The sequence below is a fragment of the Streptomyces sp. SDT5-1 genome, assembly GCF_052245995.1.
Lineage (GTDB): Bacteria > Actinomycetota > Actinomycetes > Streptomycetales > Streptomycetaceae > Streptomyces.
The window spans coordinates 7,624,852-7,649,602 of sequence record NZ_CM125963.1; the positions used below are offsets into that span (position 1 = coordinate 7,624,852).

Annotated in this window: 26 protein-coding genes; 15 read left to right on the forward strand and 11 right to left on the reverse strand. The window is 71.1% G+C overall.

Translation table 11 applies throughout. The features are described from left to right. The first annotated feature begins 293 nt into the window (after window positions 1-293). The gene (locus ACTWJ8_RS35075; RefSeq protein ID WP_443261542.1) at window positions 294-1,151 is read left to right on the forward strand and encodes a GNAT family N-acetyltransferase; all 858 of its coding nucleotides are present in this window, start codon (window positions 294-296) and stop codon (window positions 1,149-1,151) included. Here the strand turns inward: ACTWJ8_RS35075 and ACTWJ8_RS35080 are convergent. The 3 genes from ACTWJ8_RS35080 to ACTWJ8_RS35090 form a co-directional block, all read right to left on the reverse strand. Beyond that, window positions 1,136-2,473 carry a glycoside hydrolase family 125 protein gene (locus ACTWJ8_RS35080; RefSeq protein WP_443261543.1) on the reverse strand — a complete coding sequence of 446 codons (1,338 nt, stop codon included), beginning with the start codon at window positions 2,471-2,473 and terminating at the stop codon, window positions 1,136-1,138. The genes ACTWJ8_RS35075 and ACTWJ8_RS35080 overlap by 16 nt on opposite strands. 162 nt (window positions 2,474-2,635) lie before the next feature. Further along, window positions 2,636-2,944, reverse strand: a complete 309-nt coding sequence (locus ACTWJ8_RS35085) for a hypothetical protein (RefSeq protein WP_443261544.1) — start codon at window positions 2,942-2,944, stop codon at window positions 2,636-2,638. Continuing rightward, entirely contained in the window at window positions 2,941-3,816 is an 876-nt protein-coding gene (locus ACTWJ8_RS35090) for a LysR family transcriptional regulator (RefSeq protein WP_443261545.1), read from the reverse strand. Before ACTWJ8_RS35090 ends, ACTWJ8_RS35085 begins: the two co-directional genes overlap by 4 nt. Window positions 3,817-3,884: 68 nt before the next feature. Between ACTWJ8_RS35090 and ACTWJ8_RS35095 the strand changes: the two genes are divergently transcribed. From ACTWJ8_RS35095 to ACTWJ8_RS35105, 3 genes are all read left to right on the forward strand, one after another. Next, complete coding sequence (locus ACTWJ8_RS35095) at window positions 3,885-4,280, forward strand: tautomerase family protein (protein ID WP_443261546.1); 396 nt, start codon at window positions 3,885-3,887, stop codon at window positions 4,278-4,280. A gap of 127 nt (window positions 4,281-4,407) precedes the next feature. Beyond that, window positions 4,408-5,340, forward strand: coding sequence for an alpha/beta hydrolase (locus ACTWJ8_RS35100; RefSeq protein WP_443261547.1), 933 nt, complete (start codon window positions 4,408-4,410; stop codon window positions 5,338-5,340). A gap of 3 nt (window positions 5,341-5,343) precedes the next feature. After that, a complete protein-coding gene (locus tag ACTWJ8_RS35105) occupies window positions 5,344-6,936 on the forward strand; it encodes a flavin-containing monooxygenase (protein ID WP_443261548.1) in 1,593 nt (530 codons plus the stop codon). A gap of 22 nt (window positions 6,937-6,958) precedes the next feature. On the opposite strand, the gene ACTWJ8_RS35110 is transcribed toward ACTWJ8_RS35105, so the two are convergent. Next, window positions 6,959-7,495 carry a TerD family protein gene (locus ACTWJ8_RS35110; RefSeq protein WP_443261549.1) on the reverse strand — a complete coding sequence of 179 codons (537 nt, stop codon included), beginning with the start codon at window positions 7,493-7,495 and terminating at the stop codon, window positions 6,959-6,961. 186 nt (window positions 7,496-7,681) lie between these two features. On the opposite strand from ACTWJ8_RS35110, the gene rpmF reads away from it, so the two are divergent. The 5 genes from rpmF to ACTWJ8_RS35135 all read left to right on the forward strand — a co-directional run bounded on the left by rpmF (window position 7,682) and on the right by ACTWJ8_RS35135 (window position 10,580). Then, window positions 7,682-7,852, forward strand: a complete 171-nt coding sequence (gene rpmF, locus ACTWJ8_RS35115) for a 50S ribosomal protein L32 (RefSeq protein ID WP_443261550.1) — start codon at window positions 7,682-7,684, stop codon at window positions 7,850-7,852. 6 nt (window positions 7,853-7,858) lie between these two features. Continuing rightward, entirely contained in the window at window positions 7,859-9,028 is a 1,170-nt protein-coding gene (locus ACTWJ8_RS35120) for a GTP-binding protein (protein ID WP_443261551.1), read from the forward strand. 10 nt (window positions 9,029-9,038) lie between these two features. After that, window positions 9,039-9,476 carry a VOC family protein gene (locus tag ACTWJ8_RS35125; RefSeq protein WP_356373237.1) on the forward strand — a complete coding sequence of 146 codons (438 nt, stop codon included), beginning with the start codon at window positions 9,039-9,041 and terminating at the stop codon, window positions 9,474-9,476. A 132-nt stretch (window positions 9,477-9,608) separates the two neighbouring features. Next, entirely contained in the window at window positions 9,609-10,235 is a 627-nt protein-coding gene (locus ACTWJ8_RS35130; RefSeq protein ID WP_356373236.1) for a PepSY domain-containing protein, read from the forward strand. 132 nt (window positions 10,236-10,367) lie between these two features. After that, entirely contained in the window at window positions 10,368-10,580 is a 213-nt protein-coding gene (locus ACTWJ8_RS35135; protein WP_356373235.1) for a hypothetical protein, read from the forward strand. A gap of 12 nt (window positions 10,581-10,592) precedes the next feature. Here ACTWJ8_RS35135 and ACTWJ8_RS35140 read toward each other — a convergent pair whose 3' ends face one another. From ACTWJ8_RS35140 to ACTWJ8_RS35150, 3 genes are all read right to left on the reverse strand, one after another. Then, complete coding sequence (locus tag ACTWJ8_RS35140) at window positions 10,593-11,264, reverse strand: TetR/AcrR family transcriptional regulator (protein WP_443261553.1); 672 nt, start codon at window positions 11,262-11,264, stop codon at window positions 10,593-10,595. 70 nt (window positions 11,265-11,334) lie between these two features. Beyond that, window positions 11,335-11,928: an NADPH-dependent FMN reductase gene (locus tag ACTWJ8_RS35145; RefSeq protein ID WP_356373233.1), complete on the reverse strand. Its 594-nt coding sequence runs from the start codon at window positions 11,926-11,928 to the stop codon at window positions 11,335-11,337. Beyond that, window positions 11,925-13,049 (reverse strand): LLM class flavin-dependent oxidoreductase, encoded by a 1,125-nt coding sequence (locus ACTWJ8_RS35150; protein ID WP_443261554.1) that lies wholly within the window; start codon window positions 13,047-13,049, stop codon window positions 11,925-11,927. Before ACTWJ8_RS35150 ends, ACTWJ8_RS35145 begins: the two co-directional genes overlap by 4 nt. A 150-nt stretch (window positions 13,050-13,199) precedes the next feature. Here ACTWJ8_RS35150 and ACTWJ8_RS35155 point away from each other — a divergent pair, with 150 nt between their 5' ends. Further along, window positions 13,200-15,605 (forward strand): beta-glucosidase family protein, encoded by a 2,406-nt coding sequence (locus ACTWJ8_RS35155; protein ID WP_443261555.1) that lies wholly within the window; start codon window positions 13,200-13,202, stop codon window positions 15,603-15,605. Window positions 15,606-15,657: 52 nt separating this feature from the next. On the opposite strand, the gene ACTWJ8_RS35160 is transcribed toward ACTWJ8_RS35155, so the two are convergent. The 4 genes from ACTWJ8_RS35160 to ACTWJ8_RS35175 all read right to left on the reverse strand — a co-directional run bounded on the left by ACTWJ8_RS35160 (window position 15,658) and on the right by ACTWJ8_RS35175 (window position 19,847). Further along, window positions 15,658-16,458, reverse strand: a complete 801-nt coding sequence (locus ACTWJ8_RS35160; RefSeq protein ID WP_443261556.1) for a TIM barrel protein — start codon at window positions 16,456-16,458, stop codon at window positions 15,658-15,660. Continuing rightward, on the reverse strand, window positions 16,455-17,441 hold the full coding sequence (locus ACTWJ8_RS35165; protein WP_443261557.1) for a sugar phosphate isomerase/epimerase family protein: 987 nt from the start codon (window positions 17,439-17,441) through the stop codon (window positions 16,455-16,457). Before ACTWJ8_RS35165 ends, ACTWJ8_RS35160 begins: the two co-directional genes overlap by 4 nt. Then, a complete protein-coding gene (locus ACTWJ8_RS35170; RefSeq protein ID WP_443261558.1) occupies window positions 17,438-18,376 on the reverse strand; it encodes a sugar phosphate isomerase/epimerase family protein in 939 nt (312 codons plus the stop codon). The genes ACTWJ8_RS35165 and ACTWJ8_RS35170 overlap by 4 nt, the downstream gene beginning before the upstream one ends. A 112-nt stretch (window positions 18,377-18,488) precedes the next feature. Next, window positions 18,489-19,847, reverse strand: coding sequence for an MFS transporter (locus ACTWJ8_RS35175; RefSeq protein ID WP_443261559.1), 1,359 nt, complete (start codon window positions 19,845-19,847; stop codon window positions 18,489-18,491). Window positions 19,848-20,180: 333 nt separating this feature from the next. Between ACTWJ8_RS35175 and ACTWJ8_RS35180 the strand changes: the two genes are divergently transcribed. The 5 genes from ACTWJ8_RS35180 to ACTWJ8_RS35200 all read left to right on the forward strand — a co-directional run bounded on the left by ACTWJ8_RS35180 (window position 20,181) and on the right by ACTWJ8_RS35200 (window position 24,652). Then, window positions 20,181-21,347 carry an MFS transporter gene (locus ACTWJ8_RS35180; protein ID WP_443261560.1) on the forward strand — a complete coding sequence of 389 codons (1,167 nt, stop codon included), beginning with the start codon at window positions 20,181-20,183 and terminating at the stop codon, window positions 21,345-21,347. A 93-nt stretch (window positions 21,348-21,440) separates the two neighbouring features. Beyond that, on the forward strand, window positions 21,441-21,578 hold the full coding sequence (locus ACTWJ8_RS35185) for a hypothetical protein (RefSeq protein WP_443261561.1): 138 nt from the start codon (window positions 21,441-21,443) through the stop codon (window positions 21,576-21,578). A 135-nt stretch (window positions 21,579-21,713) separates the two neighbouring features. Next, complete coding sequence (locus ACTWJ8_RS35190; RefSeq protein WP_443261562.1) at window positions 21,714-22,739, forward strand: sugar phosphate isomerase/epimerase family protein; 1,026 nt, start codon at window positions 21,714-21,716, stop codon at window positions 22,737-22,739. Window positions 22,740-22,775: 36 nt separating this feature from the next. Then, a complete protein-coding gene (locus tag ACTWJ8_RS35195) occupies window positions 22,776-23,162 on the forward strand; it encodes a C-glycoside deglycosidase beta subunit domain-containing protein (protein ID WP_356373224.1) in 387 nt (128 codons plus the stop codon). Next, entirely contained in the window at window positions 23,159-24,652 is a 1,494-nt protein-coding gene (locus tag ACTWJ8_RS35200) for a GMC oxidoreductase (protein ID WP_443261563.1), read from the forward strand. Before ACTWJ8_RS35195 ends, ACTWJ8_RS35200 begins: the two co-directional genes overlap by 4 nt. Window positions 24,653-24,751 lie beyond the last annotated feature (99 nt).

The window sequence follows — 24,751 nt, forward strand, 5'->3', positions numbered from 1 at the left end:
TCTGCGAGACGCCCTTGACGTGACCGGGCACTCGACCGGATTCTGTTGCGCAGTGCGCTTCCCCGTGCGCCATGTAGAACAAGTAGAACAACACGTTACCGAAGAGTTCGGGAACAGGAGAGAGACCTGCAATTCCAGTCCGTGCCCCGGCCTCCCGTCCGAGGGCCGTGAGGTCGGCTGCCCGCTCCGGGCGACTTCATTCGATCTCCGTGACAGGAATCGGCGCGATGCGGCGGGGCCGGGTGCGCGCGAAAATCACGGGCGTGCGCCGGTGGCGTACGGGATCATGAGCCATGCGCTCCGACGGCTGGCACATCACGGACGACGTCCACGACTTCCTCGACCACGCGGGAGACTTCCTGCGCTCGCGCCCCGACCTGCACACCGTGCCGCTGACGGTGACGGAGGGGCTGCGCACGCGCGGGGCGGACGCGTACGGGCCGCGGGCTCCCGTGTTCGGCTTCCTCGACCGAGGGGGCGAGATACGGGGTGCCTTCTTCCGAACGCCGCCACGCCACCCGTTCCTCACCCCGCTCACCGCAGCGGACGCCGACACCCTCGCCGCCCACCTGGCCCGCCTCGGCCACCGCCTCTCCGGCGTCCGGGCAGACCACGACACCGCGACCGCCTTCGCCGACGCCTGGACACGTCGTACGGGCGCGACTGCGCGCCTGCACGAGCGCGAACGCCTGTACCGTCTCGCGCACCTCACCCCACCGGACCCGCTCCCGGCGGGCCGGAGTCGCATCGCGGGCCCGCAGGACCGCGCACAACTCGCCCGCTGGCACGACGAGTTCATGACGGCGGTCGGCGAAATCGCCACCTCGCCCGGCACCACGTGGGCGGACACCCGCATCGCCCAGGGCGGCGTCACGCTCTGGGAGTCACCGGACGGCACCCCGGTCGCCATGGCGGGCACCACGCCGATGATCGCGGGGCAGGTCAGGGTCGCCCCCGTCTACATACCGGAGCCGTTCCGGGGCCGTGGTTACGCGGGCGCGGCGACGGCCGAGGTGTCGAGGGCCGCCCTGGCGGCGGGCGCCGAACAGGTCCTCCTCTTCACCGACCTGGCCAACGCCACCAGCAACGCGCTCTACCAGCGCCTCGGCTACCGCCCCGTCACGGACTTCGCGGTCTACGACTTCTCCTGAACCGCCGCACCCGCCGCACCTGCCGTCACGTCCCACAGGGCCCGGGTGCCGAACCCGGCGACGTCCAGGGCCAGTTCCGCGTACATGGCGTTGGCCCACGAGAACCAGTCCCGCGTGAACCTGCCCGGATCGTCCTTGTGGAACGACTCGTGCATCGCTCCGGTACCGGCGTCGGTGTCGACGAGCGTCCGCAGCAACTCCAGGCGCCGCTCCGGATCGGTGCTGGTCAGCCCCTCGACGGCGAGGGCGATCGGCCAGACGTACCCGTCGGGCGTGTGCGGACTGCCCACACCTGAGGCGGCCGTCCCGCGATACCAAGTCGGATTGTCGACCGACAGCACGAACGCACGCGTGGCCAGATACCGCGGATCCTCCGCCGAGACACCGGCAACCAACGGCAGCGACAACAGACTCGGCATATTGGCATCGTCCGCCAACAACACACTCCCGAGCCCATCAACTTCATAGGCGTACATATCCCCGTGCCGCGGATGCCGGACAACGCCGCACCTCTCCACCCCGCCCCGCAACTCCCCAGCGAGCGCCACAGCCTCCTCGGCAAGCCCGAGCTCGCCCACCTCCCGAGCCATGGCCGCGACGCCGTCGAGCGCGGCAGCGGCACACAGATTGGCGGGAACGTTGTACCCGTACGTGCACGAGTCGTCGCTCGGCCGGAACGCACTCCACGTCATCCCGGTCACGCCGACAGGAGTCCCACGCCCGTCATTGGCAAGTGTGTCCGTCTCCGGCACCCCACCCCGCACGAACCGGTACGCCGACGCCCCCTCGTGATCCTGCTCGACACGCCACACGGACATCGCCGCCCGCGCCGCGTCCAAGGCCTGCGCCAGATGCTCGGTCCGCCCGCTCGCCCGCCAGAACCGACGCGCGAACAGCAACGGAAACGCCAGCGAGTCGACCTCGTACTTCTCCTCCCACACCCACGGGTCCTCGCACAGATCGTCCGGATCGTGGGCCCGCCCCGACGCCTCGGCGTTGAAGGCGTTGGCGTACGGATTGTGCGCGATCTGCCGAAACTGCCTCCGCATGACGGCGATCAGCAACTCCTGCAACGCCCGATCCCCGTCCAACAACGCGAGGTACGGCATCATCTGCGTCGTCGAATCCCGCAACCACATCGCGGGAATGTCCCCGGTCACGACGAACGCGGTGCCATCGGGCATCTCCCGGATGGTGCGCGCCAACGTGTCGTCCAGGCACCGCACCAACATCTCCCCGAACCGCCGATCCCCCAACCCGTCCAACCGCTCCACGGCCTGCCGGACGACCGGATGACCCTTGACGCTGCTGGGAAACGGCATCCTCGACCTCTACCTCTCAAGGCGGCAACAACAACGCAGCCACCCGGGCCGACTCCGAGGGCGCTGCCAAACGTAGATCACGGGGGGAGGGCGGGGAAGGGGGCGGCCGGCTGGGGCAAGGCCGGGCCGACGTCTGGCTGCCGTCCTGTTCGCTCAGTTCGTCTACGGCAAGAGCCGCACCGAGCGCGCGACGTGCGGGATGAGCACGCGCACGAAGAACGTCCAGCCGGTCAGCCGTGCCGTCTCGGCCACGAGCGGATACGTGCCGACGATGATGAAGACCCACCCAGTCAGTCGGACTGGTCCGCCGTAACGTCGCTCCTCCGCCTCCGAAGGCGGCCCCGTGCCGGATTGGTAGACGCGGCTGCGAAAACCTCGCCAGTCTCGGACGATTGCCATCCCGAGCCCCACGCACGGGACAGTGATGGCGAAGCAGCAGATGAACCAGTCCACGACCGCGCGAGCACTCACGCGGCCGCCTCCACGAGGGCCTTGGCGGCCTCACTCGAAGCCCGGCCGGGCGGTTCGCGGAGCGTCAGGGTGCGGGTGTGGTGCGGGACGAGCGGGACCAGGGTGAGTGTGTCGGGGAGCAGAGGGCGGACCACCTCGGGGACGAGGGAGATGCCCTCGCCCTCCTCCACCAGCCCGATCAGCGTGCCCAGTTCGCGTACGCGCTGCGCGGGAGTGAACCGGATCCCTGCCGCCTCGTGGATCGCCCGTGCATGGCTTTCGCAACCGGTGAGCGAGATGAGCAGGGCGTCGTCCTCCAGGTCCGCCACGTGCACACGCTCCTCTCGGGCCAGCGGATGGTCTCGCCGCAGCAGCGCGCGATACGGGTCGGTGGCCAGGTGGACGCCCGAATCCGATGCGTCGTCGAGGATCGCGAGGTCCGCCGTGCCGTCCTCCAGCCAGGCCCCCGACTCGGTCTCCGTGCCTTCGAGGACACGTACGCGGATGCCCGGCAGCACCTCGGACCACCGTTCCAGGAGAGGCGGAAGCAGGCCTCGGCAGACGGACGGCGTGGACGCCAGGCGGACCGTACCGACCACCCCTGCGGCATGCCGTTGCGCCGCGTCCTGGACTGCCGCCGCCGCGGCCACCGCCGCCCGCGCATGCCGCACCGCCTCCGCACCGAGAGCGGTCGTGCGCACGGGCGTCGATCGTACGAGGAGAGGGGCGTTCAGGCTGCGTTCCAGGGACGCCACCGCGTGGGAGACGGCCGACTGGCTCAGGCCGAGCTCCGCGGCGCCCGCACCGAAACCCCCGGCATCCACCACGGCCGCGAAGGCGCGCAACTGCGCCAGGTTCAGGAGTGTGTCGTGGGCCGGCGGAGGTGCGGTCATGAAGGCCTCTCATCGGGGATCGACGATGCTTGTTGGACGCATTCTCCCTGGCGGGAGAGCGTTCAGCCATGCCATTCATTCGCGTGACCATCAACGAACCAGACCTTGCCGCCGAGACCACGCGACGCATCGCCGAGGGTCTCACCGAACTCGCCGTCAGCGCCCTCAACAAGTCGGCCGCCCGCACGACCGTGCACCTCAGCCTCGTCCCCGCCGCGCTGGTGTACATCGCAGGCGCCCCGGTGACCGGTACCGGCGCGACCGCCGCACATGTCGAGGCGAGCATCACCGCAGGCACGACGAGCGCGGCAGAGAAGGAGGCATTCATCAGGGGCGCCTACGAGCTGTTGAAGGAGACCTTGGGGGCGCTGCCACCAGTCGCTGGAGTGGCGCTCCACGAACTCCATCCCGAGAGCTACGGCTACAACGGCATCACGCAGCTCGAGCACTACCGGGCGAGCTGACCGGAGTCGCCGGCGGCACGGAAAGCCGGTGAGAGTCGGGGCGTACCGGGTCTGGACCCCGGCCCTGTCTCCCGCCACCATGAAACGTGCACGGTACAGCGGACGGTGCTCGTGAGGGGGCTGCCGGATGGCACTGGAACCGGTGACGCAGGTGTTTCTGGCGGAGCTGGCCGAGGCCGATGGGCCGGCGATTCATGAGTCGACGCCGGCGGTCGCGCGGCTGCACGGGCCGATCCTGTCCGGGCTCAGTGGCAGGGGGCCCGAGGTCGGGTCGGTGCGGGACGTCAAGGTCGACGGGCGGATCCGGGTGCGGGTGCTGCGGCCCGAGGGCGAACCTCGGGCCGTCGTCGTGTACTTCCACGGTGGTGGCTGGGTGCTGGGGGACATCGACCTTCAGTACGACCACGTGGGGCGCAGGATCGTCGAGGCCACCCGGGCCACCGTCGTCCTGGTCAACTACCGCAAGGCGCCCGAGCATCCGTTCCCGACCGCCGTCGAGGACAGTTGGCGGGGAGTGGAGTGGGTTGCTGAGCATGCGAAGGAGCTTGCCCCGGCGGGGGTTCCGTTGGTTGTCGCCGGGGACAGTGCCGGTGGGAACATCGCCGCTGTCGTCGCCCGGCGGGCGCGTGATCTCGGTGGGCCCCGCGTCGACTACCAGGTCCTCGTCTATCCCGTCACCGACTGCGACTTCGACCGGCCCTCGTACGTCGATCCGCGGAACCAGCTCCTGCTCTCCCGCGACACCATGATGTGGTTCTGGGATCACTATCTGCCGGACAAAGCCGCGCGGACTCATCCCGATGCTTCGCCGTTGCGCGCCGAGAGTCTGGCCGGGCTGCCTCCCGCCTTCGTGTACGTCGCCGAGTACGACCCGCTGCACGATGAAGGCGTTGCGTACGCGGAGGCGCTGCGGGAGGCCGGTGTGCCCGTCGAGCTGGAGGAGGCCGCCGGGCAGATGCACGCCTTCTTCCAGATGGCCGGGATCCTGCCGGGGTTCGAGGACGGGCTGCGGCTCGTGGCGGAGCACATCAACCAGTTCGTCGCCGGGAAGGTGGTGTGAGGCGTGGTTGAGCATGATGTGCTCGTCATTGGTGCCGGGTTCGCCGGGCTCTATCAGCTGCACCGGCTGCGCGCGCTCGGCTTCGACACCTGTGTCGTCGAGGCCGGTGCGGACGTCGGCGGCACCTGGTACTGGAACCGGTATCCCGGCGCCCGCTGCGACATCGAGTCCGTCGAGTACTCCTACTCCTTCGACGCCGACCTGGAACAGGAGTGGGACTGGAGCGAGCGCTACGCCGCCCAGCCGGAGATCCTCGCCTACGTGCGACACGTCGCCGACCGCTTCGACCTGCGGCGCGACATCGTCTTCAACACCCGTGTGGAGGACCTGCGTTGGAGTGAGGGGGAGCAGAGGTGGTGTGTCACCTGCTCTGATGGCGTGGCGCGCAGTGCCCGATACGTGGTCGCCGCCACCGGCTGTCTCTCCGTGCCGTCCCGGCCGGACTTCGAGGGGCTCGACGACTTCGCGGGTGAGGTCCTGTGGACGTCGAGCTGGCCCCACGAGGGCGCCGACCTCACCGGCAAGCGCGTCGCCGTCATCGGCACCGGATCCTCGGGGCTCCAGACCATCACCGCCATCGCCCCGCGGGTCGCCTCGCTCACCGTCTTCCAGCGCACCCCCTCGTACGCCGTCCCCGCCCACAACGGCCCCATCGCCGACCGCCTCGCCGAGGCCCGCGCCCACTACCCCGAGAGGCGCGAGGTGTCCCGCGCCTCGTCGAAGGGTTTCGACTGCGACGAGGAGCAGCAGGTGCTGCTCGTCGAGACCGCGCAGGCCGATGTCGTACGGGAGTTGGACCGCAGGTGGGACGTCGGTGGGCTGTGCTTCGGCAGCGGCTTCAGCGACCTGCTCAAGGACGCGGACGCCAACGCGGCCGTCGCCGAGTACGTCCGCGCCCGGATCCGCGAGAAGGTGAAGGACCCCGAGGTCGCCGAGCGGCTGACCCCGCGCACGTATCCGATCGCCAGCAAGCGGATGTGCGTCGACACCGGCTACTTCGAGGTGTTCAACCAGGACAACGTCACCCTCGTCGACCTCGGCGAACACCCCGTCGAGCGGATGACCGAGCACGGAATCCGCACCCGGGACGGCGTCACGTACGACGTCGATGTCATCGTCATGGCCACCGGCTTCGACGCCATGACCGGTGCCCTGAACGCCATCGACATCCGGGGTGTCGACGGCCTCGCGCTGCGCGACAAGTGGGCGCACGGTCCGCGTACGTACCTGGGTCTGATGTCGGCCGGGTTCCCGAACCTGTTCACGGTGACAGGTCCCCAGAGCCCGTCCGTCCTGTCCAACATGATGACGTCGATCGAGCACCACGTGGACTGGATCACCCGCGCCCTCACGCACCTGCGCGAGCGCGACCTGCACCGCATGGAGGCCGACCCCGAAGCCGAGGACAACTGGGTGAACACCACCAACGACCTCGCCGACCTGACCCTCATGCCGCAGGCCGCGTCCTGGTACATGGGCGCCAACATCCCCGGAAAGCAACGGGTGTTCATGCCCTTCATCGGCGGCGTCGGGCTCTACCGCGACCTCACGAACGGCATCGCGGTGAGCCACTATCACGGCTTCGAGCTGAGCTGAGGTCGCGCTCGAAGGGTAGCGGTCAGTCGACGGAGTGCGCGCTGCCCATCTGCGTCGGGAAGTCCGAGGCGTCGCAGTCGAAGCCCTGAATCAGCTCGTGGAGCTTCCACGCGCCCGCGTCGTTGCGCCGGAACTCGACGACCGTCGTGCAGGTGGAGCCGGCCACCGGCGTGAAGTCCGTCTCCAGCAGGTCCGTGTACTTCTCCACGACCAGGACACCGGCGTTCTCGATGTCGGAGAAGGTGCGCGGCGTGAGGTCCTGGTGGATCACCACGCCGACCACCACCCGCGTGTACGAGGACGCGAGCCGGTCGAGCTCGAGCGACATGACCTCGACGAACCCGAAACCCATGCCGGTCTCGCTGTGCCGGTCCATGTTGATCGTGCCGTCGGGGGAGCGGCTGTCGTAGTGCACGACGTACTCGGGCCGGTCGTCGGGGGACTCGTCGGAGTACGTCGCGGCGACGATGTCGAGGTGGCGGGGTGACTCTCCCACGGGACTGGGATCCCAACGAAGCCTGACCTCGATCTTCTGCAGTCCCGTCGTCACGCTGCTCACCGGACGCCGCCTCCTTGCTCGGAACAACCAGAGGCCCTCCCGCCCCCGTGCCCTCAAGTATGGCCAATGACCAGCGCCTTGATGCTCCCTTGATGCAATTCGGCTCGGATTGAGAATGGGAACCGTTTTCATGTAGCGTCTCGGTGTCGTCCCCGCCCCCTCACCTCACACCCCATGGAGGATCCGATGGCCGTTCCCAAGCGGAAGATGTCCCGCAGCAACACCCGCCACCGCCGCGCCCAGTGGAAGGCCACCACGCCCCACCTCGTCCCCGTCACGGTCGACGGCGTCACCCACCTGGTGCCGCAGCGGCACGTGAAGGCGTACGAGCGCGGGCTCCTGCGCCCCGAAGGCTGAGCGCCCATGTCCGCCGACCGCCTCCCCGTCACCGTCCTGTCCGGCTTCCTCGGCGCCGGCAAGACCACCCTCCTCAACCACGTGCTCGGCAACCGCGAGGGGCTGCGTGTCGCCGTCATCGTCAACGACATGAGCGAGGTCAACATCGACGCCGCCCTGGTGCGCGGCGGCGAGGCCGCCCTGTCGCGCACCGAGGAACGCCTCGTCGAGATGACCAACGGCTGCATCTGCTGCACTCTCCGCGACGACCTGCTGGAAGAGGTCGACCGGCTGGCCCGCGAGGGCCGCTTCGACCACCTCCTCATCGAGTCGTCGGGGATCTCCGAACCGATGCCGGTCGCCGCCACCTTCGCGTTCGCCCGCGACGACGGCGCCACCCTCGGCGACGTCGCCCGCCTGGACACGATGGTGACGGTCGTCGACGCGGCGAACTTCCTCACCGAGCTGGACAGCGGCGACGAACTCGTCGAGCGCGGTCTCGACCAGTACGAGGACGACGAGCGCACCGTCAGCGACCTGCTGATGGACCAGATCGAGTTCGCCGACGTCATCGTGGTCAACAAGCTGGACCTCGTCGACGAGGAGGCGGCGGCGCGGCTGCGCGCGGTGCTCACCCGCCTCAACCCGGTCGCCCGCATCGTCTCCGCCGTACGCGGCCGGGTCCCCGCGAGCGACGTCCTGGGCACCCGGCTCTTCGACCTCGACCGCGCGCAGCAGGCCCCCGGCTGGGTCCGTGAACTCAACGGTGACCACGTCCCCGAGACCGAGGAGTACGGCATCTCCTCCACGGTCTTCCGCTCCCCGCGCCCCTTCCATCCCGGGCGGCTGTGGGACTTCGTGACGCGGGAGCTGGACGGCGGGGCGTTCGGGCGGGTGCTGCGCTCGAAGGGCTTCTTCGCGCTCGCCGGCCGGCCCCGCGTGACGGGCCTGTGGTCGCAGGCGGGTTCCGTCGCCCGCTTCGAGCCGACCGCGGCCCGCGATGCCGAGAGCCCCGAGGGCCAGGAGCTCGTGTTCATCGGCACGCGCCTCGACGCGCCCGCCCTGCACGCCGCGCTGACCGCCTGCCTCATGACGGACACCGAGCCTCCGCCCACCGCCGACCCGTTCCCCGCCTGGGACACGTACGGCATCGACGAGACGTGCGAGCACGCCGCGGCCGCGGCCTCCGGCTCGTAGCATGCCGGACATGGCCATCAAACTTGAGAACGTCGCCATCGCCGTCCGCGATCTCGAAGCCACGATCTCCTTCTTCACCGACCTCGGCCTCACCGTCCTGGGCCGGGACGAGGTCAGCGGCGAGTGGACCGACACCGCCGTCGGCCTCGACGGGAACCACGCCAGGATCGCGATGCTCCAGACGCCGGACGGCCACGGCCGCCTCGAGCTCTTCGAGTACATCCACCCCGACGCGATCGAGACGGAACCCACCCTTCCGAACGAGATCGGCATGCACCGCGTCGCGTTCTCGGTCGACAACCTCGACGAGGCGCTGGCCACGGCCGCCAAACACGGCTGCCACCCGCTGCGCGGCGTGGGCACCTACGAGGACATCTACCGGCTCACGTACGTGCGAGGACCCAGCGGCATCATCGTGATGCTGGCCGAGGAGCTGCGGAAGGGCTGACGGGCGGGGCCCGGATGGGCCAGGTGCCGGAGCGTCGGGATGCCGGGCGCCGGGGCGGTTGGGACGATCGGCGGGCGACCGAGATCCCCGCCGGACCCCGGCACGAAAGGCCTCCTCATGCACCGTGCAACCGTGAAGCGTTCCGTCGGCGCCCTGTGCGCCGTCACCGCGTCGCTCTCCTTCCTGACCGCCTGTTCGTCGGACGACGGCGGCGACTCCCCGGACACCAAGACGAGCGCCAGTGCCGGCCCGAGCGGTCGGCTCAACGACGACCAGAGCGAGCGCAAGAAACTGCTGTCCAAGACCGACGTCGACTGGGACGAGGCGGCGCGCACCGCCCAGAAGGAGGTCTCCGGCAGCAAGCTCCTGGAGATCGAGCTCGGCGACAGCGACAGCAAGCAGGGCGCGCCCGAGTGGGACGCCGAGGTCGTCGCGTCCGACGGCACGGCCACCGACGTGCGCGTCGACGCCGCCACCGGCAAGGTCAGCGGTTCGACGACGGACAAGGACCAGGACGCGGACGACAAGAAGGAGAACACCGACACGCTCGCCGCGGCCAAGGTCAGCGCCGCGGACGCGGCGAAGAAGGCCACCGACATCAAGAAGGGCACCGTGACCGCCGTCGCCCTCGACACCTCCGACAACGGCTCCACGGTCTGGTCGGTCGACGTGGTCACCCCGGGCACCTGGAACAAGACGACCGTCGACATCGACGCGGCCGACGGCAAGGCGGTGCGGCAGCACGTCGACCGGGACTGAGGCCCGCGACCTCCAGGCCCCGCGGCCCGGATCCGGCGGCACACGATTGGTGTGCCGCCCGACCGGTTAGCCATACGAGTGCGGGGCCCGGCCCCGCGGGAACGTCGAGCCTGTTGAGGAGTTGGACACTGGATGCGTGAATCGCGACTGCGTCGCCCCGCCGAGCCCGCGGGACGCCGGATGCCGGCGCCCAGGCCGCAGTGGGAGGGGCTGTTCGTGGCCCCGGACTACGGCGCGGACGATGCCGGCGCCGAGCTGTCGGAGCCGCCGCGGCACGAGCCGACGGCCGTGGCGCGCCGACGGCGCGGCGGGCGCAGGGGCGGCGGGCGGCGGCGGGACGTCTGACGTCCCCGACGCTCAGGCCGTGCGGTGGCCCGCGGAGCGCAGGAACGCGAGCGTCATCGCGCCCAGGTCCTCGATGAGGGTCGGCAGATCGCTGCCCTCCGCCGCCTCGGGCGCCACGTCGAGGGCGAGGGCGCGGGCGAGAGCGGCGTAGACCGTGGTGAAGCAGGAGCTGACTGCGCGCACCGGATCCGGGTGCTCGATCTCGTCGCGGCGCGACAGGATCAGGTCGACGAAGCGGTCACGGGCGTCCATGTACCCGGCCTTGCCGACCTTGGCCACCGCCGGGTCGACGGCGCCCCGCTGGAGGAACGCGCCCAGCGTCTTGCCCTGCTGTTCGAGGACGGCGGCGAACTCCGCGATGAGCTGCGGGACCAGCTCGGCGAGCGAGGCCCCTGCCCAGCGCTCCGGGTCGGTCATCCGCTGGTGGTCGGCGAGCAGCCGCTCCTGGAAACGGGCCTGCGCGGCCCGCAGCAGATCGTCCTTGCCGTCCACGCGGGTGTAGATCGAGCCCACCGACACACCGGAGCGGCGGCTGACCTCGGTCAGGGCGAAGCCCGAGTAGCCCTTCTCGGCGAGCAGGCCCAGGGTCGTGTCGAGGACCAGGTCGAAGGAGCGCTGACTCCGCTCCTGCTTGGGGGCGCGGATGCCGCTGTTCTTCGCTGTCGGCCGTGACGGTGTGGGCATTGGCCAAGTCTATGCAGTCCGGTGTCCCTCCAGGGCCGGACGGCCCCGGAGGTGTGCCCTTCGGGACCGCTCAGGCCGCGTACACCGTCCGCGCGGGCGCCGCCACGGCACGCTCGGCGAAGCCGTGGACCTGGCTGCCCAGCAGGGACAGCTGCGCCGTCGCCGCCGGGTCCGCGCACGCGCCGTCCGGGGTGAACAGCGGGCCCTGCCCCGAGTTGAGCGTGACGCCGAGCGGGGTGGGCCAGCCGCGCATGGCGTGCACGACATTGCGCAGGGCGGTCAGCGTGGTGCCGCAGGCCTGCCAGCCGGCGGCCGTCACCACCAGGCCGACCGCACGCCCGTCGAAGTAGACACGCTCGTCGTCGCGCAGGTCCTCCAGCAGGTCGAGGGCGTTCTTGACCAGGCCCGAGATGCCGCCGTGGTAGCCGGGGGAGCCGATGACCAGGCCGTCGGCCGCGCGCACCGCGTCGACCAGGCGGCGCTGACCGTCGGTGCGTTCCGGGTTCTCGGGGGCGTAGTGGGGGAGCGAGGCGAGGAAGTCGCCGCCGAAGTGGACGGTGCGGGCGCCGCGCTCCTCGGTGGCGGCCAGCGCGGCGCGCACGGCGAGCTCGCTGCTGGAGCCGGGGCGTGTGGTGCCGCCGATGCCGACGATCAGCCGGCTCATCGCTCGCTCCCCGCGGTGATGTCCGGGCGGAAGCGGGGCATGACCTCGCTCGCGAACAGGTTCATGGACTTCCTCGTCAGGGCGTAGCGCTCGGGGGTGAGCGGGCCGTTGGTGAACCCCATCAGGACGTTGCCGACGCCCAACTCCTCGTAGTGGCGCAGCTGTTGGGCGACCGTGTCGGGGCTGCCGTACAGGCACCAGGTGCGGATCCACTCCTCGCTCAGGGCGTTCGGCGCCTGCGCGGAGGTCAGGTCGACGCCGCTGATGTCCTCGGCGCGCTTGTTGTACGCGTACTCGCGGTCGATGGCCTCCTGGTACGCGGCGAGGATGACCTCCAGCTCGGCGCGCGCCTGCTCGTCGGTCTCGGCGACGTGGACGCACTGGTAGGAGTGGGTGGTCCAGGACATGCAGTCGTCGACGACCTGCTGGGGGTGTCCCGAGGCGGCCATCGCCGCGCGGTAGGCGTCGAGGTACTTCTGGAACGCGGTGGACGGTTCGCCGCTGGCGGGGATCGGTGGCACGAACGCGGGGATGAAGGCGGGCCAGCCGTACTTCGCGGCCCGCGCCGTGCTCGCCTCGCGCATCGCGACGCTCATCAGACGGCGCCGCTCGCTGTACGGGGCGGGGACGATGCGCTGCACGACGGCGCCCTTGTACGGGCCGTGCTCGAACTGGATCGGCTCGTCGTCGATCTTCTTGGCCCACAGCCGCTGGACGAGCTCCACCTGAGCGTCCATCAGGCCCTTGGAGTCCTGGAAGTCGACGCCGAAGCCGATGGTCTCCTCGGGGGTGGTGCCCGAGCCGATGCCGATGAGGAGCTTGCCCTTGGTGAGGTGATCGAGCAGGTTCACGCGCTCGGCGAAGCGGACGGGGTGGTGCAGCGGAAGCGTCGTCACGGAGAAGCCGTAGTGCACGTTCTTCGTCTGCGCGGCCAGGTGCGCGGCGAAGAGGAAGGGGTCGGAGGACATCGGGGCGTAGCCCGTGAAGTGGTGGTCGGGCAGGAACACCGCGTCGAAGCCGAGCCGGTCGGCCTCCAGGGCGTGCTCGGTGAGGGTTTCGATGACGTACGCGTCGTCGGACGGGCTCATGGAGCGGCCGACGAGGAAGGCGGAGAAGCGCACGGAGGGACCTCCCGTTAGGAATCCGGTGCGGAAGTGCCGAAGCCGGTGAAGAATCAGAATTGTGATTCTGAAAGTAGATGCGAGGTGTCCGCCCGTCAAGGTAGCTTGAAGCGAAATCAATCTTCTGATTCCGATATTTTCGAGGCGGTCATGGATCGACGCACACAGCAGCCACCCGCATCGACCGCCGCCCTCACCGCGGGTCACACCGGCTGGAGCACGGTGGCCGAACCCGCCCTCGGGCTGCGGCCGTTGCACCTGGTCGACGGGCCGCTCGGCCTCGTCAGCCCGACCTTCGACGAGCGCGACACCGCCCTCCTGCTGCCCAGCGGCATCGCCCTGGGTGCCACCTGGGACGAGGACACGGTGCGCGCGGTGGCGACGGCGCAGGCGTCCGAGGCCCGCAGGCGCGGCTACGACGCCGTGTACGCCCCGAACCTGAACCTCGCCAGGACCGGCCTCTCGGGCCGCACCTTCGAGATGCTCTCCGAGGACCCGCACCTGGCCGGCGTGCTCGGCGCGGCGTACGTCACCGGGCTCCAGGGGCAGGGCGTGGCGGCCGTGCCCAAGCACCTGGTGTGCAACGACACCGAGACCGCGCGCCAGCGGATGAGCGCGGACATCGGCGAGACGGCGCTGCGCGAGGTGTACCTGCGCCCCTTCGAACTCGCCGTACGCGCCGGGGCCTGGGGCCTGATGGCCGCCTACAACCGGCTCAACGGCACCCCCTGCACGGCCCACGCCGAACTGCTGGCCATCGTGAAGGGGGAGTGGGGCTTCGACGGCGTCGTGGTCTCCGACTACTTCGCGCTCCAGGACACCCTCGGGCCCGCGCTGGCCGGACTCGACCTGGAGATGCCCGGTCCCGCGATCCACTTCGGGGACCGCCTCGCCGAAGCGGTGGAACGCGGCGACGTCCCGCGCGCCCGCCTCGACGACGCGGTGGACCGCCTCCTGCGTCTCGCCCGCCGCGTCGGCGCCGTCGAGGGCTCGGAACGCCAAGTGACCGCCGCCGACGCCTACGTGCCCCCGGATCAGGCCGAAGCGGCGCTGGTCGATGCCGCGGCCGCCTCCTTCGTCCTGGCCCGCAACGAAGACGACCTGCTGCCCCTCGACCCCCGTACGATCCGCCGCCTCGCCGTCATCGGACCCAACGCCGACCGGCCGTGCTATCAGGGAGCCACCTTCGGCCGCATCCGCCCCGCACGGGACGCGCCCACCCCGCTGCAGGCGCTGCGCGAACGCTTCGGCCCGCACTGCGAGATCGTCCACGAGCGCGGCGTCGACACGACACCCGCCGCCTCCCTCGGGGCCTTCCGCGTCACCGCGCCGGACGGCACGCCCGGCGTGCTCCTCGAACACGTCAGGGGCGGGCGCACGGTCCTGGAGGAGGTCAGGGGTGACAGCGCGTTCATCTGGTTCGGCGAGGTGCCCGGCGCCGGACCGACCGCCGAACCCGGGGTGCTGCGCCTGACGGCGGTGTTCACCCCCGACACCGGCGGGGAGTGGACACTCGGCGCGGGCGGCTCCGGGACGACCGTGCTCTCCGTCGACGGGCGCGTCCTCGCCGAACGGAAGGCCCCCGCCCCGCAGGACGTGATGGGCCAGGTGGCGCGCGCCGAGACGAGCGCGGCGCGCGTCGAACTGCGGGCCGGTGAACCGGTCACCGTCACCGTCGAGATGGCATCGGGGGAGGGAGCCCGCGTCCAGGCCCTGACCGTCACCTGCGCGCCACCGGCCCGCCCCGGCGCCCTCGAACGCGCCCGCCGCGCCGCCGCCGAGGCGGACGCCGTGGTCCTGGTGGTCGGCGACGAGCTGGAGACCTCCCGCGAGAGCAAGGACCTGGACACCTCCGAACTCCCGTCTTCTCAGACGGAATTGATTGGCGCGGTGTCGGCGTCCAACCCCCGCACGGCGGTCGTCGTCAACGCCGGCCGACCGGTCCACGCGCCGTGGGCGGACGGCGTGGCGGCGGTCGTCCAGGGCTGGTTCGCGGGGCAGGGCTTCGGTACGGCGCTGGCGCGCGTGCTCGCGGGCGACGCGGAGCCGGGCGGCCGGATGCCCGTCACGGTGCCGCGCGCCGACGCCGACCGGTCCACGCACGGCGAACACCTCGACACCGACCTGCGGCGCGACTACGACGCGGCGGAACCGACGGGCTACCGCCACCTCGCCCGCACGGGAACGACGGCACGCTTCCCGTTCGGCTCCGGCCGCGGCTACACGACCTGGCGCTTCGGCGACGCGGGCCTGCACCGCGACGGAGCCCGCTGGGCGGTCCGCCTCGATGTCACCAACACCGGCCGCCGCCCCGGCCGCGAGGTCGTCCAGGTCTACGTCCGCGCCCCCGGCGAGACGGACCTCCGCCTGGCGGGCTTCACGGGCGTACGCCTCGACGCGGGCGCGACGGCGGAGGCCGAGGTGGCCCTCGACGACCGCGCCTGGCAGCGCTGGGCCCCCGAGAAGCACGGCTGGGTCGCCCCGCCCGGCCCTCATGAGGTGCTGGTCGGACGGTCCGTGGAGGAGATCGTGCAGGTGCTCGTCCACGAGCCGTAGGGACGTGAAGAAGGGGAGGTGCCTGCGCGGCACCTCCCCTTCGCACATGTCCTCAGAGCGCGCGCACGACGCCCTCGATGTGCCCCAGTCCCTCGACCGTCCCGGTCGTCGGCAGGTACTCGAGACCGATCGGCCCCGCGTAGCCCAGCCCGCGCAGCCCGCTCAACAGGCCCGCCCAGTCCACCGACCCCGTGCCCGGCTCGGAGCGGTCGGGGAGGTCGGCGATCTGGACGTGGGAGACGAGGTCCATCGTGCCGGGGGCCGACAGGACGTCCTCCGGCGTCTCGCCCATCTGGAGCGAGTGGTACGCGTCGTAGAGGAGGGCGAGGCCGGGTGAGTCGACCTCGCGCACCGCCGCCAGGCACTCGGCGGTGGTGTCGAAGAGGGTGCCGGGGTGGTCGACGCGGGTGTTGAGGTTCTCCAGCAGGATCGACACCCCGTGCTCGGCGGCGATCTCGGCGCCCGCCTTCAGCGCCTCGACGACGATGCCGTGCTGCACCGCGCGCTTCATGTACGGCAGACCGACGCCCGAACCCGTCACGATCCGCGTGCAGTTGAGCCGCGCCGCCGTCTCGGCCGCCGCGCGCACGTGGTCGAGGAACGCCGGGTGCGTGGAGGCGTCCGCGAGGGTGAGGCGGCCCTCGACGAGGGAGGTGTGCAGGGAACTGCCGGTCGCGTCGAGGGCCTTCTCGACGGTGTCCAGGTCCTTGTCGCTGTGCGACCAGATCTCGACCGTGCGGATGCCGTGGTCGGCCGCGGCGCGGATGCGGTCGCCGAGGTCGTCACCCGCCTCCCGGAAGAGGAGTTCGACGTTGACGGACAGGGGCAGGGCGGGCGTGGCGGAGGATGTCATGGGCGGTCCTTTGCGGAAGGGGTGGGGAAGAGGCGTTGCGCGTACCAGCCGTTGAGCATGGCGCTGCGCGCCGGGTTCGGTGTCTGCTCGCTCTCGAAGACGGCCCAGCCCGACCAGTCGTGGGCGCGCAGCCGCTCCGCGAGGGCGGGGAAGTCGACGAGTCCGCCGGGTGTGCCGCACTCGTGGAACCAGCGCTCGACGCCGCGGGCGCCGCCCTCGGAGAGCATGCTCGACTCGGCGTGCGGGGCGAGGCGTTCGCCGGTCTCGTCGACGTGCCGGGTGTCCTTGAGGTTGAGGTGGTCGACGCGTGCGTGGTGGGTGTCGAAGAGGTGCACCGGGTCGAGCCCGGCGACGGTGACCTCGGCGGTGTCCAGGGTCAGGCCGACGCGCGCCGGGTCGGTCGCGTCGAGCAGCGCGGCGAGCGTCTTCTCGTCGGCCGCCGCGCTCAGGCAGTCGACGTGCAGGGAGAGGCGGACGCCGGTCTCGGCGATCGTGGCGGCGACCGTGTTCCAGCACTCCGCCGCGGCCCCGATCGCCTCGTCCGACAGCGGCAGGTCCAGCGATCCGGCCGACGGCAGCGCCCGTACCACCAGACGCGAGCCGCCGGCCTCGGCGAGGAAGCGGGCGAACGGCAGCAGGGACGTGGCGACGGCGGCGTGCTGGGCGCGGTCGAGGACCGAGCGGCCCCGGTGCAGTTCCTCGTCGACCGGCTCGCCCGGGTCCACGTACCAACTGCTCACCCCCGCAAGGCCCGTGCGGCGCACCATGTCGAGGAAAGCGCCGGTGGAGCCGTACGTGGCCGCGATGGACGCCGGGCGGCCGAGCGGGTCCCAGCGGCCGGTGCCCCCGCGCAGCTCGACGCCGGTGAATCCGCAGGCGGCCAGCACCTTGAGGGCGCGCTCGTGCTGTTCGGGGCGGGTGAAGTCGTCGAAGTTCGGCTTCCACTGGTTGATCGCGTAGCCGAGCCTGATCGTCGCGCTCATGCGTAGATCTCCGAGAGGACGTTGCGGGCGTACCACATGGACAGGGCGGTGGCCTCGGCGTAGTCGCCGCCGATGTTGACCTTGTCGTGCTCGACCGTGATCCACCCCTCGTAGCCGACGTCCTTGATGGCCCGCATCAGGCGCGGGAAGTCGACGAGACCGCCGTCCGTGCCCATCTCGTGGAACCACTGCGGGGTTTGAGGCGCCATCAGTTCGGCGTCGGGGCTGTGCCGGTACGCCTCGGTGGTGTCGCGCTGGCGGGTGTCCTTGAAGTGGAAACCGGAGCAGCGGTCGTGCAGGTCCATGAAGAGGGCGACCGGGTCGATGCCGGCGATGCAGTGCTGGGCGGTGTCGCAGAAGAAGGACACGTAGCGCGGGTCGGTCCACTCGTAGAACTTGCGGATGTCGTCCTCGGTGCGGATCGCGCAGAAGAACTCGTGGTGGCAGGTGGTGCGCACGCCGAACTCGGTGAGTGTCATCTCGCCGACCCGGTTCCAGCACTCGGCCGCCGCCTTGATCTTGTCGTCGGTGACCGGAGCGGTGTCCTTGTAGAGGCTCGCGGGCATCACGATGAGGCTCTCGATGTCGAGCGCGCCCCACATGCCGAGCATCCGGCGGGTGCTGGTGACGATCTCGTCGTGCGTCTCGCGGACGTGCGCGTCGGCGACCCGGGGGTCGTACATGATGCCCCGGAAGAGGTTGACGATCTTCTCGATGCCGTGGTCGCGCAGATAGTCCTCGTACTTCTCGACGGAGCCGAACATGCCGGTCAGCGCGTAGACCTGGAAGTCGAACATGTCGAGGCCCTCGAACCCCACGGCGCCGATCTGCTTGACGAAGTCGTCCATGTGGCGGCGGGCGGCGTACTGGGTGACGGGGCCGCGTGGGCTGTCCGTCCGCCAGTGGTCCATGTAGCTCCAGCGGAGCGCGGTCATGGGTGATCAACTCCTGGGGGAGGGGCGCTGGTTCGGGGCGCGGTGGCTCGACTCGTCCGAGCGGCCGGACTGCTGCTCTGGCTGCGATTGAAACAGAATCTTGATTTCGTTTCTAGGGGTGCGACGTCTGCGGAGATGCCGCGTTCGAGGCCCGGAGCGGGCGTCGAGGCAGTCGCAGCGCGCAGCCGAACCCGCAGGCGAAGCAGGCCGCGACCACGGCGAACACGGTGGTGAACGCGGCCCCGTATCCGCCGTGCCCGGCGCCGCGCGCGACCAGTGCCCCGAGCCCCGCGGCCCCCGCGACCACCCCGATCTCGCGTACGAACGCCATCGCCGCCGTCACGTTCCCCGTCGTCCCGGGGGTGCCTGCGTCCTGCGCCACCACGACCACGATCTGGAGGAACAGGCCCGCGCCCAGGGCGAGCAGGAACAGCAGCGCCGCCGTCACCGGCAGCGGCGGCCGGGCGTCGCTGAGGAGCGCGAGGGCGGCGGCGGACGTCGCCGACAGCGCACACCCGGCGAGCGGGAACGGCCGCCACACACCACGCCGCCGCACGGCGAACCCCGAGCCGTTCATGCCGAGCGCGATGCCCAGGGTGACCGGCAGCAGCATCAGCCCCGCCGTCGTCGCCGACGTCTCGTACGTGCCCTGGATCCACGTCGGTACGTAGGCGAGCACGCCGAACAGTCCGACGCCGCCGAGCAGCGCCAACAGGAAGCAGGTCAGCACCGGTTGGCGGCCGAGCAGCGCCACCGGCAGGACCGGTTCCGCCGCGCGGCGCTCCCGGCGCCACGTGGCGAAGGCGAGCAGCCCCGTGGCCACGGCGACGAGGCCGGACCCCGCCTCCACGCTCACCACCAGACCGGCCGTCGTCGCCGCGAGCAGCACCGCGCCGGCCGTGTCGAAGGCGGGGCGGCCCGGCGCGCGCCGCGGCACCACGACCCGTACGAGAACGGCCGCCGCGAGGCCCAGCGGCACGTTCAGCCAGAAGATCCACCGCCAGGACACGTGGTCGGTCAGCCACCCGCCGAGCAGCGGGCTCACCACGGTGGCGAGCGCGAACACCGCGCCCAACGGACCCAGGTACGCGGCCCGTTCGCGCGGCGGCACCGCGTCCGCGACCACGGCCTGGGGGAGTGTCAGGAGTCCGGCGCCACCGATGCCCTGCACGAGGCGGGCCGCGGCAAGGGTCGTGAGATCGCCCGCGAGTCCGCAGGCGGCGGACGCCGCGACGAACACGGCGATGGCGGCGATGAGCATGCGGCGCCGGCCGAACCGGTCGCCCAGCGCCCCGAACGCCGGCATCGCGGCCGCCAGGGCGAGGGTGTACGCCGTCACGACCCAGGGTGCGCGCCACGGCGCCCCCAAGTCGGCGACGACGGCGGGCAGGGCGGTGGCGACGATCGTCTGGTCGAGCGCGCCGAGCCCGGTGACGAGGACGAGGCAGGCGAAGAGTGCGCGACGGGTCATGGGCGTTCCCGGGGGCGGCTTTCGACGGCGGCATCGGGCGCGGGAGAGGGGTCGGCTTCCCGGCGGGCGGCGCGCGGGCGCACCCCGCCGTCGGCGGCGAGTATGCCCTCCCGGCCGGTGGTCCCGCACCGGTGCCGCACTCCGCGCCCGAACCGCACCGAACCGCGAACTCGCAGGTCACGAGCGCGAGGTGGCGCAGGTATCCATTGGACGAATAAACGAAATCCGAATTTTGAATTTACTTCGTCTTGTGCGGGCCGCACCTGTCGTGTGCTCTGTCTCTCCAAGGTGCCGCGACGTGGTGGCACAGTGCGCGCGAAGGAGCGGAGCACGTTGGACATCACCAGTAAGGCGATCGAACAGCAGGCGGCCCGGCGGCCCGAGATCCGGCTCGGATGGCGGGAGAAGCTCGGCTACGGAGCCGGCGACCTCGCCTCGAACCTCTCCTGGAACCTCGTCGGAGGGTTCCTGCTCTACTACTACACCGACGTCGCCCGGGTCCCGGTCGCGGCGCTCGGCACCCTCTTCCTCGTGGCCCGGCTGCTCGACGCCGTGGTCGACCCGGCCATCGGTGTCCTGGTGGACCGCACCAAGTCCCGCTGGGGCAAGGCCCGTCCGTATCTGATCTTCGCCTCGGTGCCCTTCGGCGTCGTGGGCGTCCTCGCGTTCATGGTCCCCGACATCGGCGACGGCGGGAAGCTCGTCTACGCCTTCGTCACCTACCTGACCCTGGGGCTGCTGTTCTCCCTGGTCAACGTCCCGTACAGCTCGCTGCTCCCGATGATGACGCGGGACTCGCACGAGCGGATGCAGATGGGCGGGCTGCGGGCGGTCGGCAGCTCGGTCGGCTCCATCATCGTCACGGCGAGCACCACGCCCTTCGTGGCCTGGCTCGGCTCGGGCGACGAGCAGCGCGGCTGGACGCTCGCCACCATCATCTACAGCGTGCTCAGCGTCGCCTTCTTCGTCGTCACCTTCTGGGCCTGCAAGGAGCGTTACGCGCTGCCGGCCGAGTCGGAGAAGATCTCGCCGGGCGCCGCGCTGCGGACGCTGTGGCGCAACCGGCCCTGGGTGGTCACCTTCGTCTACGGAGTCCTCAACTTCGTACGCCTCTCGCTGGTCCTCGGTGTCACGGTGTACTTCGCGCTCGCGGTCCTGCACAAGCCGTGGGCGATCTCGGTGCTGCTGCCGCTGGTGTCCGGCACGATGATCGTCGGCGGGCTCGTGGCGCCGCCCTACTACCGGCGCTTCGGCAAGCGGCGCGGCAATCTCCAGGCGCTCGCCGTCGGCGGCGTCGCCTGGGCTGCGATGTACCCGGCCGAGGGGCACTTCCCCGTGCTGCTCGGCTTCTACATCGTCGCGACCTTCGCCATCGGCCTGTCCATGGTGTCGATGTTCACGATGGTCGCGGACACCGTCGAGTTCCAGCAGTGGCGGTTCGGCACCCGCAACGAGGGGCTGCTGTCGTCCGGCGTCAGCTTCGCCACCAAGGTCGGATAGGCCATCGGCTCGGCGGCCGTCGCGTACGGGCTCGCGCTCGCCGACTATCAGCCGGGGCAGGCGAGTGGGGCCGCGCTCACCGCGATCCGTGTCATGTTCTACGGCGTCCCGCTGCTGTTGGTGGCGGCGCAGGCCGTGACCATGTGGTTCTGGAACCTCGACGGGCGGCACGAGGAGATGCGCGCCGAGATCGACCGCCGCGAGTCGTCGGCCGGGACGAACGTCGAGTAGCGACCAAAAGGCGGGCGTGCGGCGTCCGTTGGGAGCGGCGCCGCACGCCCAAAAAACAGAATCAGAATCTTGAATTTGCTCTGTGTGGGGCACACACTGGCCCCACGGGACCGACGAAGGAGACGACAGCCGCACATGACGCCCCAGACACCCACTCCCGCCCCGCCGCCGCACGGCATCCGCCGCGCCGTCAGCCTCTACTCCTTCCAGGAGGAGTACTTCCTGCGCACGATGACCGTCGAAAACTGCGTCGCCGCGGCCGCCGGTACGGGAGCCCTCGGTATCGAGATCATCCCCGAACAGTCCATCCCCGGCTACCCCGTGCTCACCGACGCCTTCGTCGAGCGCTGGCACGCGTGGATGCGCAGGTACGGCACCACACCCGTCGCCACCAATGCCTTCCTCGACACCAGGCTCCACCCCGGCCGCCTCCTCACCCCCGAGGAGCAGGCCGCGTCCGTGCGCCGCGACATCGACATCGCGGTCCGCCTCGGCACCCCCATCGTGAAGGCCACCATCAACTTCCCGCCCGAGGTGATGGCAGCCGTCGCCCCCTACGCCGAGGAACACGGCATCCGGGTCCTCCTCGAAGTGCACGCGCCCTTCCACTACGAACACCCGTGGATCCTGGAGCACTTGGAGGTCATGCACCGCGTCGGGCCCCACGTCCTGGGCCTCATGCCCGACATGGGCATCCACGTGAAGCGGTTCCCGCGCGTGGTCAGCGAGCGCGCGCTGCGCGACGGGGCGCGCCCGGAACTCGTCGACTACATCGTGCGCACCTACGACGACCACGGTGACACCCACGCGCTCATGGACATCGTCAACTACCGCGGCGGCGGACCCGTCGAGTTCTCCCTCGCCCGCCAGGCCACCCACTACATCTGGACCGAGCCGAAGGACTCCCTCGCGCACATGCCGTTCATCGGCCACGTGCAGGCGAAGTTCTACGAGATGACCGAGGGCGCCGGCGAGTACAGCATCCCCTACGAGGACATCCTGCCCGTCTACGTCGAGGGCGGGTTCAGCGGCTACTTCTCCAGCGAGTACGAGGGCAACCGGCACATCCAGGACGCCTTCGCGGTCGACAGCGTCCAGCAGGTCGCCCGCCAGCAGCGGATGCTGGCCGCCCTGCTGGGCGAACCCGGCGCGAGCGCCTGACCCCCGCCCCTCTTCCGAACTGCAAGGAGCATCACCGTGTTCGACCAGTACATCGTCTGCGAGGACGGTTTCCGGGCCCGTGACGACGGGCGCCCCGGCGGGCGGGTGGAGGTCAGGATGCCGTACTACCGGGGCCTGTTCCTCTCCATGGTGGAGGCCGTCGACCTCACCGTCGACGGCACACCGGTACCCGCCGAGCGCACCACGTTCACCGTCCACGGAGCCACGTACGGCTTCGCCGAGCTGCCCGGCATCACCGACGACCGGTGGGAGATGGGGGAGCGGGCCGTGCTCGCCTTCGAGACCGACCAGCCGCTCGCGCCCGGTGAGCACGACATCGCCGTGTCCGTACGGCTGCGGATCTCGTACATGCCCGTGCCCGGCGGCGGCAGCGACCGCAAGCGCCTCACCCTCGGCTCATGACCGGGCGCTTTCCGGAGTCCGTGGACGTGGCCGTGGTCGGCAGCGGGCCGTGCGGAGCCGCGTACATCCGCGTGCTGTCCGAGCGCCGCCCCGACCTGCGGCTCGCCACCTTCGAGGTGGGGCCGCTGCTCGCGGACCCGCCCGGACTCCACGTCAAGAACATCGCCGACCCGGCCGCGCGCGAGCACGCCCAGCGCCGCTCCCAGGGCCCCGGCACGGCCGCGGCCGACGGGCGACTGGCCCGCCCCGGCACGTACCTCCTGGAGTCCGGGCACACGGAACCCGGCGGCGACGGCCTCCCCAACGCGGCCATGTCCAGCAACGTCGGCGGCATGGGCGCCCACTGGACCGCCGCCTGCCCGCGCCCCGGCGACAGCGAACGCATCGACTTCCTGCCCGGCCTCGACGAACTCCTCGACGAGGCCGAGCGGTTGCTCGGCGTCGACGCCCACGCCTTCGACGACGCGCCCTTCGCCGCCGAGGTCCGCAAGCGCCTCGCCGACGCCCTCGACACCGACCGCCCGCCGGAGCGCCGCGTCCGCCCGATGCCGCTCGCGGTCCACCGCGCACCCGACGGCGCCGTCACCTGGTCAGGATCCGACGTCGTCTACGGGGACGTGTCTCGCGCCAACGCACGCCACACCCTCTTCCCGGAGGCGCTGGTGACACGCGTCCTGGTGGAGAAAGGGCGGGCGACGGGCGTCCGTGTCAAGGACATGCGGACCGGCACCGAACACACCGTGCTGGCCGCACACGTCGTGGTCGCGGCGGACGCGCTGCGCACCCCGCAACTGCTGTGGGCGTCGGGCATCCGCCCCGCCGCGCTGGGCCGCTGTCTCAACGACCAGCCGCAGCTGGTGTACGCGGTACGTCTGCGGGACGTGACGGCGTCCGACGGCGACAGCGACGGCGTGGGCCTGGCCCGGCACAGCGGCGTGAGCTGGGTCCCGTACACCGACGCCGAACCGTTCCACGGCCAGGTCATGCAACTCGACGCCTCACCCGTGCCGTTGGCCGACGACGACGTCCCGGCGCCGGGCTCGATCGTCGGCCTGGGCTGGTTCTGCGCGAAGGACGTCCGCGCCGAGGACCGCGTCGAGTTCGACGCGGACCGCGTCGACGGCTACGGCATGCCGGCGATGCGCATCCACTACTCCCTCACCGCCCGCGACCACGCCACCCTCACCGCGGCCCGCGCCGCCGTCCGCCGCGCGGCACACGCCCTGGGCGACCCCCTGGACCCGGAACCCCGCCTCGTCGCCCTCGGCGCCTCCCTCCACTACCAGGGCACGGTCCGCATGGGCCCGACCGACGACGGCACATCGGTGTGCGCCCCGACGGGCGAGGTGTGGGGCGTACGTGCCCTGCACGTCGCGGGCAACGGCGTCATCCCCACACCCACCGCCTGCAACCCGACGCTGACGTCGGTGGCGCTGGCGGTGGCGGGGGCGCGGCACGTCGCGGACTCCACGAGACAGGAAGGGAAGTGACTTCATGGCGGACGACACACGACCGTCCCGGCGCCGCCTGCTGAGATGGACCACGGGCGCGGCTGCCCTGGGTCTCACGGCCCCCTTCGCCGCTCCCGG